16 protein-coding genes are annotated in these 17,178 nt (G+C 41.0%); 9 read left to right on the top strand and 7 right to left on the bottom strand.

The genetic code is table 11. The annotated features are described in order from the left end of the window. Positions 1 to 73: 73 nt before the first annotated feature. On the top strand, positions 74 to 772 hold the full coding sequence (locus Q0058_RS12335; RefSeq protein WP_298224372.1) for a redoxin domain-containing protein: 699 nt from the start codon (positions 74 to 76) through the stop codon (positions 770 to 772). 84 nt (positions 773 to 856) lie between these two features. Here the strand turns inward: Q0058_RS12335 and Q0058_RS12330 are convergent, their stop codons facing one another. Further along, the gene (locus tag Q0058_RS12330; protein WP_298224503.1) at positions 857 to 1,750 is read right to left on the bottom strand and encodes a lytic transglycosylase domain-containing protein; all 894 of its coding nucleotides are present in this window, start codon (positions 1,748 to 1,750) and stop codon (positions 857 to 859) included. A 47-nt stretch (positions 1,751 to 1,797) separates the two neighbouring features. After that, positions 1,798 to 2,439 carry a YqiA/YcfP family alpha/beta fold hydrolase gene (locus Q0058_RS12325; protein ID WP_298224370.1) on the bottom strand — a complete coding sequence of 214 codons (642 nt, stop codon included), beginning with the start codon at positions 2,437 to 2,439 and terminating at the stop codon, positions 1,798 to 1,800. Positions 2,440 to 2,743: 304 nt separating this feature from the next. On the opposite strand from Q0058_RS12325, the gene Q0058_RS12320 reads away from it, so the two are divergent. Beyond that, positions 2,744 to 3,046: an N-acetyltransferase gene (locus Q0058_RS12320; RefSeq protein ID WP_298224368.1), complete on the top strand. Its 303-nt coding sequence runs from the start codon at positions 2,744 to 2,746 to the stop codon at positions 3,044 to 3,046. A gap of 9 nt (positions 3,047 to 3,055) precedes the next feature. Further along, on the top strand, positions 3,056 to 3,706 hold the full coding sequence (locus Q0058_RS12315) for a T9SS type A sorting domain-containing protein (protein ID WP_298224366.1): 651 nt from the start codon (positions 3,056 to 3,058) through the stop codon (positions 3,704 to 3,706). A 96-nt stretch (positions 3,707 to 3,802) separates the two neighbouring features. Here Q0058_RS12315 and mtaB read toward each other — a convergent pair whose 3' ends face one another. The 3 genes from mtaB to Q0058_RS12300 all read right to left on the bottom strand — a co-directional run bounded on the left by mtaB (position 3,803) and on the right by Q0058_RS12300 (position 7,027). Beyond that, complete coding sequence (gene mtaB, locus Q0058_RS12310) at positions 3,803 to 5,155, bottom strand: tRNA (N(6)-L-threonylcarbamoyladenosine(37)-C(2))-methylthiotransferase MtaB (protein ID WP_298224363.1); 1,353 nt, start codon at positions 5,153 to 5,155, stop codon at positions 3,803 to 3,805. A 337-nt stretch (positions 5,156 to 5,492) separates the two neighbouring features. Then, positions 5,493 to 6,668 (bottom strand): GlmU family protein, encoded by a 1,176-nt coding sequence (locus Q0058_RS12305; RefSeq protein ID WP_298224361.1) that lies wholly within the window; start codon positions 6,666 to 6,668, stop codon positions 5,493 to 5,495. A 107-nt stretch (positions 6,669 to 6,775) separates the two neighbouring features. Continuing rightward, positions 6,776 to 7,027: a type B 50S ribosomal protein L31 gene (locus tag Q0058_RS12300; RefSeq protein WP_298224359.1), complete on the bottom strand. Its 252-nt coding sequence runs from the start codon at positions 7,025 to 7,027 to the stop codon at positions 6,776 to 6,778. Between the two features lie 243 nt (positions 7,028 to 7,270). Between Q0058_RS12300 and Q0058_RS12295 the strand changes: the two genes are divergently transcribed. The 6 genes from Q0058_RS12295 to Q0058_RS12270 all read left to right on the top strand — a co-directional run bounded on the left by Q0058_RS12295 (position 7,271) and on the right by Q0058_RS12270 (position 13,863). Beyond that, entirely contained in the window at positions 7,271 to 7,816 is a 546-nt protein-coding gene (locus Q0058_RS12295; RefSeq protein WP_298224357.1) for a DUF4199 domain-containing protein, read from the top strand. A 3-nt stretch (positions 7,817 to 7,819) separates the two neighbouring features. After that, entirely contained in the window at positions 7,820 to 8,782 is a 963-nt protein-coding gene (locus Q0058_RS12290; protein WP_298224355.1) for a glycosyltransferase family 2 protein, read from the top strand. Between the two features lie 35 nt (positions 8,783 to 8,817). Continuing rightward, positions 8,818 to 9,318: an ORF6N domain-containing protein gene (locus tag Q0058_RS12285; protein WP_298224354.1), complete on the top strand. Its 501-nt coding sequence runs from the start codon at positions 8,818 to 8,820 to the stop codon at positions 9,316 to 9,318. Between the two features lie 229 nt (positions 9,319 to 9,547). Then, positions 9,548 to 11,275 carry a phospho-sugar mutase gene (locus Q0058_RS12280; protein ID WP_298224352.1) on the top strand — a complete coding sequence of 576 codons (1,728 nt, stop codon included), beginning with the start codon at positions 9,548 to 9,550 and terminating at the stop codon, positions 11,273 to 11,275. Then, positions 11,275 to 13,104: an ABC transporter ATP-binding protein gene (locus Q0058_RS12275; RefSeq protein WP_298224350.1), complete on the top strand. Its 1,830-nt coding sequence runs from the start codon at positions 11,275 to 11,277 to the stop codon at positions 13,102 to 13,104. The genes Q0058_RS12280 and Q0058_RS12275 overlap by 1 nt, the downstream gene beginning before the upstream one ends. Positions 13,105 to 13,161: 57 nt before the next feature. After that, positions 13,162 to 13,863 carry a hypothetical protein gene (locus Q0058_RS12270; protein WP_298224348.1) on the top strand — a complete coding sequence of 234 codons (702 nt, stop codon included), beginning with the start codon at positions 13,162 to 13,164 and terminating at the stop codon, positions 13,861 to 13,863. A gap of 64 nt (positions 13,864 to 13,927) precedes the next feature. On the opposite strand, the gene Q0058_RS12265 is transcribed toward Q0058_RS12270, so the two are convergent. Beyond that, positions 13,928 to 14,653 (bottom strand): hypothetical protein, encoded by a 726-nt coding sequence (locus tag Q0058_RS12265; RefSeq protein ID WP_298224346.1) that lies wholly within the window; start codon positions 14,651 to 14,653, stop codon positions 13,928 to 13,930. 37 nt (positions 14,654 to 14,690) lie between these two features. After that, positions 14,691 to 17,171 carry a carboxypeptidase-like regulatory domain-containing protein gene (locus tag Q0058_RS12260; protein WP_298224345.1) on the bottom strand — a complete coding sequence of 827 codons (2,481 nt, stop codon included), beginning with the start codon at positions 17,169 to 17,171 and terminating at the stop codon, positions 14,691 to 14,693. Positions 17,172 to 17,178: the final 7 nt, after the last annotated feature.

Genomic DNA, 17,178 nt, shown 5'->3' with positions numbered 1-17,178 from the left:
GTGTTGAAAACTTTTTTATGTGGTTTTTAATTTGTTACATTTGGGTCATTATTAATCAATGATATCCAAGTATATGCGATTAATTTTTACCTTTTTAGTTTTTACACTGGCACTTCAAAACTCCTATAGCCAGGACAAAGAAATTTCTTTCGCAGACGCGATTAAGAGCAACATCAAGAAATACAATACCAAGACCGACATCGAATTTGAAAAAGGCAACATTGAAAAAGGCAATGCGTTGTTCGATTCTTTGGTGCAGAATCATTTGGTCGGTTCGAAGTTTGACGATTATTCGTTCAAATGCATCAACAGCCGAAAAGTGAAGTTGAGTAAAATCAAGAAACCGGTTTTCATCATTACTTATGCATCCTGGTGCGTGATGAACAAAGGCGAAATCCCGGCTTTAAACAAACTTTCCAGAAAATATGACGAAGATATTCAGATCATTGTGGTCTTTTGGGACGTGAAAAGTGATGTAAGGAAAATCGCGCGGCAATTCAACAGTCATATTAAAGTCTGCTATGCTAACGAAGCATATAAAAATGACGAAGCGGTTGTGGCCACTTTAAAACATTATCTGGGTTTCCCGACTTCTTATTTTCTGAATGCCGATCTTGAAGTAGTCGACATCAAACGAGGCGGCATTGCGATTCCGCCACGAACGGCTTTCAAGAAAGCTTTTGAGATGAACTATACTGTTTTCAACGATCGCGTAGTTAGCTTACTCGATAAAAAAGAATCGGTGCAAAAACGTTTGGCTTCTAACGAATAACAGCACAAAGATTACTGCTGATTTAAAATAATAAAGCCACGAATTACTTTGATTGTAATTCGTGGCTTTCACTTTTTTGGTTTTTTAATAACCGCTTAACGGAATGGCAATTTCGTATTTTTTTCTGCTAATATTCAACAGTTTTTTATCGCGCAACCACGGATTGTGGATTTTCAGGATTTTGTAATTGATGCCCTGCATTTTGGCAAAAGCCGCCAAATCATTGATCGTCGTATCGACTGTGATGATTTTTGAAGGCAGGTTGACGTACAAATCATTCGGTTCGATCACGAAGCCATATTTTACAGGATCTTTCATGATTTCTTTCAAAGCCAGAATACGGAACACATAACGCGAAGTCTCATCATTGAGCAACAAATCATAATAGTTCGAAACTTGCTGCATTTCAATCTGTTTGTTCACGCCGGTCATGCCTCCGTTATACGAAGCTGCGGCTAAAGTCCAACTGCCGAATTTGGCTTTGGCATCGAGCAAATATTTGCAAGCGGCTTCCGTTGATTTTTCGAGATGGTAGCGCTCATCAACCATATCATTGACTTCCATGCCTTTTTCTTTGGCGGTCACGGGCATAAATTGCCAAACACCACGTGCTCCGGCTGGCGAAACGGCATTTACCAACCCACTTTCGATGACCGCTAAATATTTGAAATCATCAGGCACACCATTCTTTGCCAGTATAGGTTCGATAATCGGGAAAACGCGGTTGGCCCTTTTTATAATTAGCAAAGTGGTCGCATCAAGATTGGCATTGATCAGCAATTCTCGGTCGAGACGTTCGCGGACGTCGGAAATATACAAAGGCGCGTCTTCGCCCGCAAAATCAATATTCGTAGGAAAGAACAATTTCGTTCCTTCGTGGGTAATCTTATTTTTGTTCTCGGTCGAAATGCCGTAAACAAACGCACCGCTCACCAAAACTACGGTTGCAATTAGTGCTGTTCTTTTGATCCAGTTCATGTTCTTTCGTTTTTTAATTCCAGTAAACTTACGAAATTCGATAGTTTTCATGGATATTGATTGAGAATAATTTTGGGCAAATTTTCATTCATCCAACGGAATTTTGTGAGGATCATGATGTGTGTTCCGCCTATAATTTTAATGCACTTTTGGATGTTTTTGATCGGAAACACTTCGTCGGCATCGCCATGAATATGAATGACATTTGGGTCTGCTTGGGTTCTGTCCCAAAACAACATCTGTTCAATCGCCCATTCCAGATAAGTTTTATCGCGCACCGACATATACTTTTCATAGAGCTTTAGGCGCCTTTGAATCACGGAACTGAACGAGAACTTATTCAACACTTCAATATTCTGCAGCAAACTTGTTGGCACTAATTTGTAGGCTTTAGTCGATTTGACGATTTTCATTGACATCGGAATTTCTGAATTGGTTTTGACACTCGATACGATAATCAATTTTCTGAGCTTCAGAAAAGCGGCCATTTCCTGCACCAAAACACCACCGAACGAAACACCAATTAACACTGCTTGTTCGTGTTTGACATCTTCGACCATTCTTTTGGCATAAGCCACCAACGACTCGTTTTTGTGTGGAATTTTCCAGTCGAGTAAATGAAGTTCGAACCTGTCTTCGGGCAATTGTATGCGTTCGAAAATGGTAGAACTTGTCGCTAATCCAGGCATGCAATAAACGTGTATTTTATCCATAACAATGAATCATCAATCCGATTTTGATTTTATAAATTTAGCGGATTCCAATCTATGTTAGATGAAGTTGCTGCAAAATTATGCTTAAATTATGAATGCTGTTTCAATAACGCTTCAATCGTGAAACAAGCTGTTAAAACTACAGCCTTATATTGAATAATCCCGACAAACGGATTGATTTTCTACATTTATGTGTTACCTTTGTAGGCTCATTCTTTTGAGTGACAGCATTATTATTTTAATCCGATTGGTTTCAAAAACCAATACAAATTCTTGAATTATGGAAGCAGCTATCACAATGGAAATCAAAGACAATACATTTGCGAGACAATTTGAGACTATCGTTTCGGAAGGTTTGATTTCAGTGGAATATTCATTTCAGGAGAAGAAAATTTTCCTAACAAAAATCAACACTCCAGACGGATACAATGACGAGGAATTCATTACGGAATTGTTGAGAAACATCATGAACATCGCCTACGAACGCAAACTGAAAGTGGTTCCGATTCTTCCTAAAATTGCCGCATTCTTCAGAAAAAATACGATGTATAGAGATTTATTGCCTCCAGGAATTAAGATCTAATTCAAAGTCATGATGGTAAAAAAATACATCCTTCTTTTTTTTATTTTCGTTACTCCTTTTCTTTCAGCACAAGGCGTACCGCCGCCAGGATGTCAGGTATATACGGTATTTGATGACAACAATGATGGCTTTGCACCATTTGATCTCGATACTTATTTTTTAGAATTCAGAAACAGCGCATTAACGACCGGAACAGGTTACGACTTATCAGGTTATCTGTTTGAATTCTATCCTTCAGAGACCGATTATAATCAAGGAACCAACCAGATAACAAGTTCTCCATACACCAATATTGTGAGTTACGAGCAAACTTGCTTTCTGAAATTCATTTATTCCGGAACAGGGCCAGTTTACGATGAGGCCGAACTTGGTTATACTTTTGCTTGCCATAAATTGGAAACCACGAATAATTTAACGACTATTAAACAAACGCAGGATTTAATACAGCTATATCCGAATCCGGTTTCAAATTATTTAAATATAAAACATAAGCAGGAAACTACCTTCACAACATCGATTTACGATATAAACGGAAGGCTTTTGATTTCAGGGAACGCAACTGCTTCGATAGATGTATCCGAACTTAAAAACGGTATTTATCTTGTAAAAGTAGCCGCTGATGGAAAAGAATTTACCCAAAAAATAACTGTCGCCCATTAAATTCAATGCTATAAAAAACAAAAAGCCGTTACGTGTGTAGCGGCTTTTTTTATTAGTCATGATTACGATTTAAATCTATGTCATTTATTATTCGAACTAAAATATCCGAACTGATTCTGCAAGAGGCTCAGATGGAGCAAACTCCATTCTTACCGAACCATCTTCATCAATTTTCGTCAATTGGATTTCGTGTAAAGTATTGACCAATTCCGGATTCCAAGGTGTTTTGACTTTGACGTAATTTTCCGTGAATCCGTGAATGTAACCTTCCTTGTTTTCGCTTTCGAACAAAACTGTTCTCGAACTACCTAATTGACTTTCATAAAAAGCACGGCGTTTCTTCACAGACAAACCGCGTAACATTTTGCTGCGTTTCGCGCGTACATTCGCAGGAACCACATTCGGCATAAAAGCCGCTTCGGTATTGTCGCGCTCCGAATATGTAAAAACGTGCAAATAAGAAATATCCAAATCATTCAAAAAATGATAGGTTTCTAAAAAATGTTCATCGGTTTCGCCCGGAAATCCTACGATGACATCGACGCCAATACAGGCGTGCGGCATGACTTCCCGGATTTTCGAAACGCGTTCGGTATACACTTCGCGCATATAGCGACGCTTCATTAACTTAAGAATGTCATTGCTTCCACTTTGCAACGGAATATGGAAATGCGGTACAAAAGTTCTGCTTTTCGACACGAATTCAATCGTTTCATTTTTCAGTAAGTTCGGTTCAATCGAAGAAATGCGCAAACGCTCAATGCCTTCGACTTGATCCAAAGCCTGAACAAGTTCCAGAAAAGTGTGCTCGTGTTTTTTGTTGCCGAATTCGCCTTTGCCGTAATCGCCGATATTCACACCAGTTAAGACGATTTCTTTAATGTTCTGCTGTGAAATCTCATAGGCGTTTTTCAAAACATTTTCCAAAGCATCGCTTCGTGAAATGCCGCGGGCTAAAGGAATCGTGCAATACGTACATTTATAATCGCAACCGTCCTGCACTTTCAAAAACGCTCTGGTTCTATCGCCTATCGAATAACTGCCGACATAAAAATCAGCCTCGGCAATCTCGCATGAATGCACTTCGCCGAAATCATTTTTAGACAAGTCGTTGATGTAATCGGTAATCTTGAATTTCTCCGTAGCGCCCAAAACCAAATCCACGCCATCAACCGCCGCGAGCTCTTCGGGTTTGAGTTGCGCATAACAACCGACCGCCGCCACAAACGCCTTATCGTTGAGTTTCATCGCTTTTTTCACATATTGCTTGAACTGCTTATCGGCATTATCGGTCACAGAACAAGTGTTGACGACATAAATATCGGCCACTTCCTCAAAATCGACGCGCTCAAAACCTTCGTCCTGAAAATTGCGTGCAATCGTTGAGGTCTCCGAAAAATTGAGCTTGCAACCGAGCGTGTAAAAAGCGACTTTTTTCTTGTTATTCATAGTTTTTTCTTTTGGGCGTTCCCCTACGGGTCAGGCTATCCGAAGTGCACGGCACTTACTCCTATCCTTAACGCGGCCCGGTTTGGAGAAGAATAATCATCCTCAAAACGGACTGCAAAAATACACACAAAAATCGGTTAGAAAAAACAGGTTTTATATTTTTTAAACACTCGCTGTCAGTAAATTAGAATTTCATTGAAGCCTACTGCCCTAGCCCTGATAGCAGCGGCAGCCCGGAACGCAGTGAGGACTATAGCGGATAGCAGGTTCCCGGCTCCTAACAAAAAAACCACAACTGGTTTACAATTGTGGTCATTTCCAAATTTTCAAATTAAAACTATTCTTTCCTATATTTTTTGGTAAGCTCAAAAACGTGTTCCAAAATTCTCGCTTCCTTCTCATCAAACTCGACATGACGTCGTGACATCACAATTTTAGCGGTTTCGAAAGCTTTTTTGGTGATATAAGTCGTAAATCCTGAAGCGCCGCCCCAAGAAAAACTCGGCACAAAATTCCTAGGAAAACCGCTGCCGAAAATATTCGTGCTCACGCCTACAACAGTTCCGGTATTAAACATCGTATTGATGCCGCATTTGCTGTGATCGCCCATCATCAGGCCGCAGAATTGCAACCCGGTTTTGGCAAAACTTTCGGTCTCGTAACTCCACAATTTGACTTCTTCGTAGTTGTTCTTAAGGTTCGAATTGTTACTATCAGCACCAATGTTGCACCATTCGCCGAGCACAGAATTCCCTAAAAATCCATCGTGACCTTTATTGGAATAGCCCATGAGTACTGAATTGCTGACTTCACCGCCAATGCGCGAATGCGGGCCAACGGTTGTAGCGCCATAAACTTTCGTCGCGAGTTTGACCTGCGCTTCTTCGCACAATGCAAATGGGCCGCGGATTACGGAACCTTCCATGATTTCGGAATTTTTACCTATATAAATCGGCCCAGTCGAGGCGTTTAAAGTGACGAATTCCAACTTCGCACCTTCTTCGATGAAGATGTTTTCGGGCGCAATTACATTGACACTTTTCGGAATCGGTTGTGAAGTTCGGTCTTCAGTCAAAAGTTCGAAATCTTCACGCAAAGCCGCGTCGTTCTTGGCGAAAATATCCCACGGATGCGCTACAAAAAGGCAGTCGCTGTTGTATTCTATAATTTCATAACTGTCAAAATCTACTTCTTCCTGAGTGTCTTGCGTATAAAACGCAATGACTTCCTCGCCTTTGAAAATCGCTTGGTTCGGTTCAAGGTTTTTGACCATTTCAGCCAAAACATCGTTGGGCAAAAACGAAGCGTTGATCATCACGTTTTCTTCCATCTCGACCATTGGGAATTTCTCGGAAAGGTATTCTTCGGTTAAAGTCGTTGTGGTGGTTCCCAAATGTTTTTCCCACTTTTCGCGAATCGTCAGAATTCCGATGCGGATATCGGCCACTGGGCGTGTGAAAGTAAAAGGTAATAATGCGTTGCGGACGGTTCCGTCAAAAAGGATGTAGTTCATGTTGTGGATTTAAAAATCTGTCCCAAATTTACAAGTTTTTCATTCACATAAAAATAAAAAAGCCTCTCCAAACGGAAAGGCTTTCTATAATTTCGAACACTAAGCGATTATTTACCGTGTTTAGCGTATTTGGTTTTAAATTTATCGATACGTCCTGCAGTATCAATAAGTTTAGATTTACCTGTGTAAAAAGGGTGAGACGTTCTAGAAATCTCCATTTTTACTACTGGATATTCAACACCTTCGTGTATGATCGTTTCTCTTGTTTCTGCTGTAGATTTAGTAATAAAGACATCTTCATTCGACATATCCTTGAATGCTACTAATCTGTAATTCTCTGGGTGAATTCCTTTTTTCATGGTAAATGGTATTTTTCTTTTCTGGTTATAAACCGCTTTGCTGCTTTCTCCTCAAATCGAAAAAGGTATCAACGCTTTATAACTTTTTGTTTTTACTTATTAATTTTGAGTGTGCAAAAATACAATTATTTTTTAATTATCAAATCTTTATTTCATTTTTTTAAATCAATATCCGCGGCGAATTTTATAGACTGTAAATCGGGAATTGTTATATTTGTACCTTAATAGCAAATTTGATTGATTATGACTGAAAACACTTCCAATACAACCGCCAAATCTGCCGTACAACTCGGGATTCTGTTTGGCATTATCATGGTGCTCGAATTTATGGTTGCTTATGTCATGGACATTGACCCGATCTCGAACCCGACGGCCGGAACCATCATGAATGTCTGTAACTATTTGATTTTCCCCGTGACACTCATTTTTATTGTGTGCAACGATTACAAAAAAGCCAACTACGGTTTCATTTCATTCAGCGAATGCCTTAAAAAAGGCGTGACGCTTTGCCTGATTGCGGGAATTATTTACGGTGTATTCAGCGTCATTTTTAATATGATTTTCCCGGAATTTATTGACGAGATCTTGAAGAAAACCAGAGCCGTGATGCTTGAGAAATCTCCAGAAATGACTTCCGAACAACTCGAAATGGCCTTGACCTGGACGAAGAAATTCATGAATCCGATGATTGCCGTTCCCGTGACTTTATTGATGTTCAGTTTTTTAGGCTTGATTTATTCGCTGATTATTGGGGCCATTGTTAAAAAAGACAAACCCCAAAGTTTCTAATTAATGAATTTATCCATCGTCATTCCGCTACTTAACGAAGAAGAATCCCTGCAGGAACTTCATGACTGGATTGTATCCGTGATGAAAGCCCAACAGTATTCGTATGAAGTCATTTTTATAGATGATGGAAGCACCGACCGTTCTTGGGAAATCATAGAAAAGTTATCGGGAGAAAACCCCAACATCAAAGGCATAAGATTTCTGAAAAACTTCGGAAAATCGCAGGCACTGCATGCTGGTTTTGCTAAAGCACAAGGCGATGTCGTAATCACGATGGATGCCGATCTGCAAGACAATCCTGAGGAAATACCGGAACTCAACGAGATGATTGTTAAAGGCCATTACGATTTGGTTTCGGGCTGGAAAAAGAAACGCTACGATTCGATGGTGTCTAAAAACCTGCCTTCGAAATTGTTCAATTGGGCGGCGCGGAGAACTTCCGGTGTGCAACTCAACGATTTCAATTGCGGACTTAAAGCCTACAAAAATACCGTCGTCAAGAATATTGAAGTGTCGGGCGAAATGCACCGTTACATTCCGGTGTTGGCGAAAAATGCGGGTTTCTCGAAAATCGGGGAAAAAGTAGTAAAACATCAGGCGCGAAAATATGGCGAAACCAAATTCGGCATGGACCGTTTTATCAACGGTTTTCTGGATTTGATTACAATCTGGTTTCTGTCGCGTTTCGGAAAAAGACCGATGCACTTATTCGGCGCTTGGGGTTCGATCATGTTTGTGATCGGATTCTTTTCGGCAGGCTATATCGGATTTTCGAAATTGTACCGTTTGTACAGTGATTTGCCGTATGATTTAGTGACCAACAATCCTTGGTTTTATATTTCACTGACCACAATGATCATCGGAACGCAGTTTTTCTTAGCGGGATTTCTGGGCGAGATTATCTTGAGGACGAAAAACAATGAAGAACGGTATAAGATTTCAGAAGAAGTGAATTTTAAAAAATAATTGGGTTCATCCATGAGGCCTCAATTTTTAAAACAATGGAATTAGAAGTTATACAAAACAAAATATTTGAAATACGTGGTTTCAAAGTCATGCTTGATTTTGATTTGGCCCTGTTGTATAGCGTTGAAACCAGAGTTTTAAAACAAGCCGTAAGAAGAAACAGCAATCGGTTTCCTGAAGATTTTATGTTCGAACTTACCGAGGTTGAGTTAAATGCTTTAAGATCACAAATTGTAACCTTAAAAAATGGTCGCGGACAACATTCAAAATACCTTCCTTTCGCTTTTACCGGACAAGGCATTGCTATGCTTTCAAGTGTATTAAATAGCGAGAAGGCCATTGCAATCAACATTTCAATTATCAGGGCTTTTGTGACGATGCGGCAGTTTACATTAAGTTACAGCGAATTAAAAACAAGAATTGAAGAAATAGAAAGCCAATTTCCCGATATTTACAAAGCGTTGAATTATTTGGTCGATAAAGACCATTCGACAAAAAGTAATGCTGAAAGAATTAAAATCGGCTATAAAAAATAAACATCAATAGTAAAACAATAGCCTAGCCCTGATAATTTGACATTAAGAGGAGGAAGCCCAGTGGGCTTCAGGTATAGCAGGTTTAACAAAAAAAACAAAAAATCAAATATTACGGAAAAAGCCCTAGCCCTGATAGTAGAGAAAATCCTTTTGTGCCGGTGTTCGGCATAAAAGATTGTAACGTATAGCAGGTTCCCGGCTCCTAAAAAATTAAAATTAAAAGCATAGCATGAATATCCCACAAAACATACTCGACACCGCCAACGAATGGCTCACACCGACTTTTGATAGCGAAACACAAGCCGCGATTAAAGACATGATGACTTCTTCTCCGAAAGATCTGGAGGAAAGTTTTTATAAAAATTTAGAATTCGGAACCGGGGGTATGCGCGGCGTCATGGGTGTCGGCACGAACCGCATCAACAAATATACGCTCGGAAAAAACACTCAAGGACTTTCGAATTACATGCAGCAGGTGTTTCCTGACAAACAACTCAAAGTAGCGATTGCCTACGACTGCCGCCACAACAGCAACACGCTTGCGAAAGTAGTCGCTGATGTATTTTCTGCGAACGGCATTAAAGTTTATTTGTTTTCAGACATGCGCCCGACACCGGAATTGAGTTTCGCGCTCAAATATTTAGGTTGTCAGGCCGGAATCGTGTTGACGGCTTCTCACAATCCGCCCGAATACAACGGTTATAAAGTGTATTGGGAAGATGGTGGGCAATTGGTTCCGCCGCAGGATGGCGAGATTATTAAAGTGATTGAGGCGTTGCGTTATGATGAAATTAAATTCCAGTCGAATCCTGATTTGATCGAATATATAGATACTGCGATTGATGAGGCTTTTGTGAATTCTTCAATTGCGAATGCAAGTTTTAACACACCGGCCGAAGCGAAATCGAATCTGAATATCGTGTTTACTTCGCTGCACGGAACATCCATTAAAGCGATTCCGCAGACTTTAGCGAAAGCGGGTTATACGAACGTCAACATCGTTCCCGAACAAGCCGAACCTAATGGTGATTTTCCAACTGTGAAGTCTCCGAACCCTGAAGAACCGGAAGCGTTGACAATGGCTTTGGCTTTGGCCGATAAACTCAATGCCGATATTGTAGTAGGAACCGATCCCGATTGCGACCGTTTGGGCGTCGCGGTAAGAAACAATGAAGGCAAAATGATCCTGCTCAACGGAAACCAGACGATGGTGCTGATGACTGCTTTCTTGTTGGAACAATGGAAACGCCAAGGCAAAATCGATGGAAAACAATTTATAGGATCGACAATTGTGTCGACACCGATGATGCTCGAACTCGCGGAAGCTTATGGCGTGGAATGTAAAGTCGGACTCACCGGTTTCAAATGGATTGCGAAGTTCATTAAAGATTTTCCGAACCTTCAGTTTATTGGCGGTGGCGAAGAAAGTTTTGGGTTCATGGTCGGTGACGCCGTGCGTGACAAAGATGCCGTGGCCGCAACATTGTTGATGTGTGAAATCGCTTCTCAAGCTAAAGCTGCCGGAAGTTCCGTTTATAAAGAATTGCTGAATCTATATGTAGACCACGGATTCTACAAAGAATATTTGGTTTCATTGACCAAAAAAGGCATTGACGGTTTGCGTGAAATCAATCAGATGATGGTCGATATGCGCGAGAATCCTGTGAAGGAAATCAATGGCCAACGCGTCGTGATGCTTGAAGATTATAAAAAATCGATTGCGAAGAATTTACTTACTGGCGAAGAAGAAGCTTTAAAAGTTCCGAAATCAGATGTATTGATTTATTACACCGAAGATGGCGCTAAAATCGCTGCGCGCCCAAGTGGTACGGAACCTAAGATCAAATTCTATGTCAGCGTGAATGCGCCGTTGGACAATGTAGTGAATGCATCTGCAACCGAAGCTGTTTTAGATGAAAAAATCAAGAACATCCTAACGGACCTAAACATCATTTAATGAACAATTTCCGGAAGATCATCCCTTTTATTCTGCCTTATAAGAAGTATGCTTACCTGAACATCCTGTTCAACGTATTGTATGCTTTTTTCGGGACGCTTTCGTTTCTGGCGCTGATGCCGATGATGGATGTTTTGTTCGGACAGGCGAATAAGAATTATACGATGCCGCAATTCCATGGCATCTACGGATTGAAGCAATATTTGGGCGATTCGTTGAATTATTATCTGACGATGACCACCGAGCAATATGGCATCGGCACGACCTTGTCGATACTCGTGGCGGGAATCATCACGATCTTCATGCTCAAAAACCTTTGCGATTATATGGCGATGTTCTTCATCACATTCCTGCGCAACGGAATCCTGCGCGATATGCGCGACGCGATGTATAAAAAAACCATTGAGTTGCCACTGGCTTTCTTCTCGGAAAAACGCAAAGGCGACACCATTTCAAGGATTGCCGGCGATGTCAGCGAAGTGCAGACTTCGATGTTATCGATTCTGGAACTCATTGTCAAAGAACCGCTGACGATTATTTTTACGATTATTGCGATGTTTTCGATCAGTGTGAAACTGACGGTTTTCGTGTTTGTTTTCATTCCGGTTTCGGGTTACATCATTTCACTGATTGGAAAACAGTTAAAGAAAAAATCGACACGCGCCCAACAAGAACAAGGCGTTTTTCTTTCGACGATTGAAGAAACGCTAGGCGGATTGAAGGTCGTGAAAGGCTACAACGCTGAAGGGTATTTCAATAAAGTATTCCAGGATTCGACCTCCCGTTTTTTCAGATTGTCCAATAGTATTGGTAACCGACAAAACCTCGCTTCTCCGATGAGCGAATTTTTAGGCATCATGGTCATTGCGATTTTGCTCTGGTATGGCGGTCACATGGTTTTGATCGAACATACGCTCAAAGGCGCAGCTTTCATCACTTATATGGGATTGGCTTACAATATCCTGACGCCCGCAAAATCAATTTCGAAGGCTTCTTATAATGTCAAGCGCGGAAATGCTGCAGCCGAACGCGTACTCGAAATCCTTGAACAGCACAATCCGATTACTAGCAAACCCGGCGCGGTTCATCAAGAGCATTTCAATGAAAAAATTGAACTTAAAAACGTACAGTTCAAATATGAAGAAGAACTCGTTTTAAAAGATTTTTCGCTCGACATCAAAAAAGGACAAACCGTCGCTTTGGTCGGCCAATCGGGTAGCGGAAAAAGTACGATTGCGAATCTGCTCACGCGTTTTTACGATGTAAATGCAGGAAGTATTTCGATTGATGGTACCGATATCAAAGACATGAATTTACATTCGTTGCGTGCATTGATGGGATTGGTCACACAGGACAGCATCCTTTTCAACGACACGATCAAAGCCAATATCGCTTTGGGAAAACTCGACGCGACTGACGAAGAAATCATGGAAGCACTCAAAATTGCGAACGCTTACGAATTCGTCAAAGATTTGCCGAACGGTATTTACACCAATATCGGCGACAGCGGCAACAAACTCTCAGGCGGGCAGAAACAACGTTTGAGCATTGCGCGTGCGGTGTTGAAAAATCCTCCGATCATGATTCTCGACGAAGCAACTTCTGCGCTCGATACCGAAAGTGAAAAACTGGTGCAAGTGGCTTTGGAAAATATGATGCAAAACAGAACATCGATTGTGATTGCGCACCGTTTGTCAACCATTCAAAAAGCCGATGTCATTGTCGTGATGCAAAAAGGCGTCATTGTAGAACAAGGCAACCACGAGCAATTGATGGCCGTGAACGGAACTTATAAAAAATTGGTGACGATGCAATCTTTTGAAAATTGATAACACCGATTGCCACAGATTAATTCGCGTGAACTTCTATAAACTCAATATTGGAATATGTATATCGACGACAGCAATATTAAGTTACCTACCGATCCCGACACCATTGTCTGGAAATACTTAGACTTGTCGAAATTTGTCGATTTGCTGTTGTACCGAAAACTCTTCATGTCGCGTTCCGACAAGTTCGAAGACCAATACGAAGGCACTTTCAGCGAACCGACTTTTGAGGAAATCAAAAAATTATCGATCAACAATCCTGACTTTTTAGATTATTACAAAACGCACCGCGAAAATGTAGTGATCAGCAGCTGGCACATCAACGAATACGAATCGTTTGCGATGTGGCAGATTTTTACGCAGAAAAGCGAAGGCCTAGCGATCCAATCTACCGTCGGGCGTTTGCAGCAAGCGCTATCAATAGAAACGACTTATGCGCAGCATATCGGTGAAGTCAATTACATCGATTATAAGAAAGAATACATTCCGTTTGAAAATGACTTCTTCCCGTTTCTGTTCAAACGAAAAAGTTTCCAGTACGAACGTGAAATCCGCATCATTTCGGATGTGACAGCGCATCAAATGAAGATTGACAACGGACTCAAGATCGACATCGACATCAACCAACTGATTGAAAAAATCTACATTCATCCCAAATCCGAAAACTGGTACAAAAATCTTGTGATCGAATTGGTAAAAAGACTCGGATTTAATTTCGAAATTGAAAAATCAGATCTGGAAAGCGATATCCTGATCTAAAATATTTCCACAAAAAAACCACAAAGTGAGGTTCTCTGCGGCTTTGTGAATATTGGTATTTTCTTTAATTCAATTGGTAATCCGACACTTTCCAGTCTTTCGAAGCCAAATCGATGAAATGGTAATGTATGACATCATTCTTATCGAAAGCGCCATTTTTATTGGCATCTTCAATCGTTCTGAAATACAACCTGCTTTTAGAATCAATCACGTTCCAGTCTACAACTTCCTGAAAATCCGCGGACATTTTTGTGAAACGCGTTCCGGAAATATCGCTCAAATACAAGGACTGAATATCATTGGTATCTAAAACGTTGTCTTTGTTGGTGTCCATATCGGCGAGCATGTAAACCAAAACCTGTTGTTTGGTTTTGTCGGCAATGGTTTTGAGATAAGTGACCGATTGAATCAAAACCGGTTTGTCGGTTAGCGCAGTAATCGAATCGGTTCCGATTTGTTGGAATTTGATGTTACGCAAATAACCCGTAATCTCGTTTTCGCTGTAATTCGAAATCTTAAAACTTTGTTTGTTGACATTGGAAGAAGCATCGTAAGCGCCTTTCGAATTGCGTTCGCTGACATTCAGATCGCCTACTGGAAAAAGCAAAACATTGGTTCCTTGCATTTGCACCGGCAAATCGGCTACTTCAATTTTAGTCGTATCGGCTTTGGGTTGCGCGGCTGTTTTAGACGGATTTTCATAAATCACTTTAGGCATTTCCGTTTCCTTCTTACAGCCAATAAGCAGTACAAAAACGCTACAAGAAACTATTTTTAAGAGACCTTTCATGTGGTATGATTTAATGATCAAAAATAACAAATTAATACTACAATCTTATCGATAGTTTGAGATTGAAAACGCGCGTGGTCAAATAATTTGGAATTCCGTATTGGTTCTTGGTATAGACATCTCTGACCCAAGTATTGGTGATGGCATTCTGATTGTTGAACATGTTGAAGATTTCAAAACCTAAAGAAAAATCTTTGAATTTCCTAAGCCAGTGCCCTTCGCGTCTGGAGGCATTTTTTTCAGTAAACACATAAGAAAACCCAGTGTCTACACGTCGGTAATCACGCAGTCTTGACTGATACACATAAGGATCTGCGTAGGATGGCGAACCGCCAGGCAATCCGGTATTGTAAACCAAATTGAGGTAAATCTTCACACTCGGAATGTTCGGCATATAATCCTGGAACAAAATCGCGAACTTAAAACGTTGGTCCGTTGGTCTTGCGATATCGCCTTTGTTATCAATATTTTCTTTGGTTTTCAAATAACTGAAACTGAACCAGGATTCTGTTCCGGGAACGAATTCACCATTCAGCCTTAAATCAAGACCTTGTGCGAAAGCCGTGGCGTTGTTGTTTGCGGCATAGCGAATACGGACATTTTCTAAAGTGTACGGATTGACATCAGTCAGTGATTTGTAATAAGCTTCGGCTACCATTTTGAACGGTCTGTCCCACATTTTGAAACTGTAATCGCTGCTCAACACCAGATGCAAGGCAGATTGCGCTTTGACATTCGGCTGCACTGTGCCTGTCTTATCCCTGAGTTCCCGATAAAAAGGCGGTTGGTAATAATAACCTCCAGAAACCCTGAAAACGACATCTTTTTCCCAATCGGGTTTAATGGCAAACTGCGCCCGCGGACTAAAAACGATCTGACTGTCGCCATTGATGTTGTCGCCCGAAACCTGCCATTGATGAAACCTTACACCGGCATTATACCAAACGTCACTAGATCCTAATTTGTCTTTTAAACTCCATTGTCCGTAACCCGATAACCTGTCAATCGTAACAAAATTCTTGGCGCGTACATTTTGGTAAGGAACTAGAGGCCCGGTGTAGGCGTTGTAGGGTTGGTCATTGGTGGGCAATTCAAGCCCTGAAGGTAATCTTGGCGGATTCAACGAAAATCCCGCAGAATCAATCACTTCCCACTCTACGATACGGTCGCGAATGTCTTCGCGTGTGTATTTGAAACCCCATTCTACCTGATGCTTTTTGATGTCATGAAAACCTTTGACTTCTGCGTTGACAATCAGCGCGTCAAGGTCATTTCTCGCGTGGTTCAATTGCGTTCCGATAGCTCGGCTGTAAGTAACGTCGCCAAAAGTTTCCGAACCGATATTGCCATCGACTTCACCCAAAGCATACTGCGCGAAAATGTCGAAATATTCCTGTTCTAAAGTGTGGTAAGCAGATCCTATAAACTTCAAAGTAAAATTGTCATTGACTTTATAGGTCGTTTTCAGCGCTCCGAAAAACGTGTCGTAACGGTCTTTTTCCTGGCCTTGATAAAAAACCTGCAAAGCAATCGGTTCCGAAATGGTTCCGAAATTCGTCTGGCGCGTCAATGGCTGGTAATTGTATTTGTTCTGCGAAATATTACCCAAAAAGCTGAACTGCCATTTCGTATTGGGATTGTATGTCACGTTGGTCTGCACATCGGCAAAAGTCGGTTTGAAATTGGTCTGGGTTTCCTGACTGTTGACCAAAAGGCTGTTGTCGCGATAACGCACTCCGGTAATAGCAGCCCATTTTTGATTTTTGGAAACGGCTTCCACTGAAACCGCGCCGCCAAGAAAACTCGCATCCATGGAAGCTCCGAATTTTGTAGGTCTTCTGTAAGTAATATCAAGCACTGAAGATAATTTGTCGCCGAATTTGGCTTGAAATCCACCAGCAGAGAAATCGATGTTTTGCACCATATCTGTGTTAGTAAAACTCAATCCTTCCTGTTGCCCGGAACGAATTAGGAACGGACGATAGATTTCTATTTCGTTGACATACACAAGATTTTCATCATAATTCCCGCCGCGAACCGCATACTGCGTGCTCAATTCGTTGTTGGAACTGACTCCCGGTAATGATTTCAAAATGTTCTCAACGCCCGCATTGGCTCCAGGTATTTTTCTGATGACCGCGGGCTCAATGGTAGTAACGCCTTGCACGCGTTTTCGGTTGTTGGCAATCACGATGACTTCACCCAAACCTTCCGCTTTATCATTCATGACGAGATTAAATTCATAATCTTCATTAGGCTTCAGTTCAACGGTTACCGTATTTTTTTTGAGCGAGGTATGGGTGAAAACAATCTGAACTTTTTGGTTCGCAGGGACGGTAATTTGGTAAAAACCATTCTCGTTAGTTTTGGTACTTTTATCGTTTGCAACCACATTGACTTCTTCGACAGGTTTGTTATTTTCGTCGAGTATGATTCCTTTAACTCTTGCGGTCTGGGCAAAACTGACCAATCCTATAAAGAAAAAAAGGATGGAAAGTTGAAATGCATTCGTTTTCAATAGCTTC

The sequence above is a fragment of the Flavobacterium sp. genome (assembly GCF_027484705.1).
In the GTDB taxonomy this organism is placed as follows: Bacteria; Bacteroidota; Bacteroidia; order Flavobacteriales; family Flavobacteriaceae; genus Flavobacterium.
This window is presented reverse-complemented; position numbering and strand designations above follow the sequence as displayed.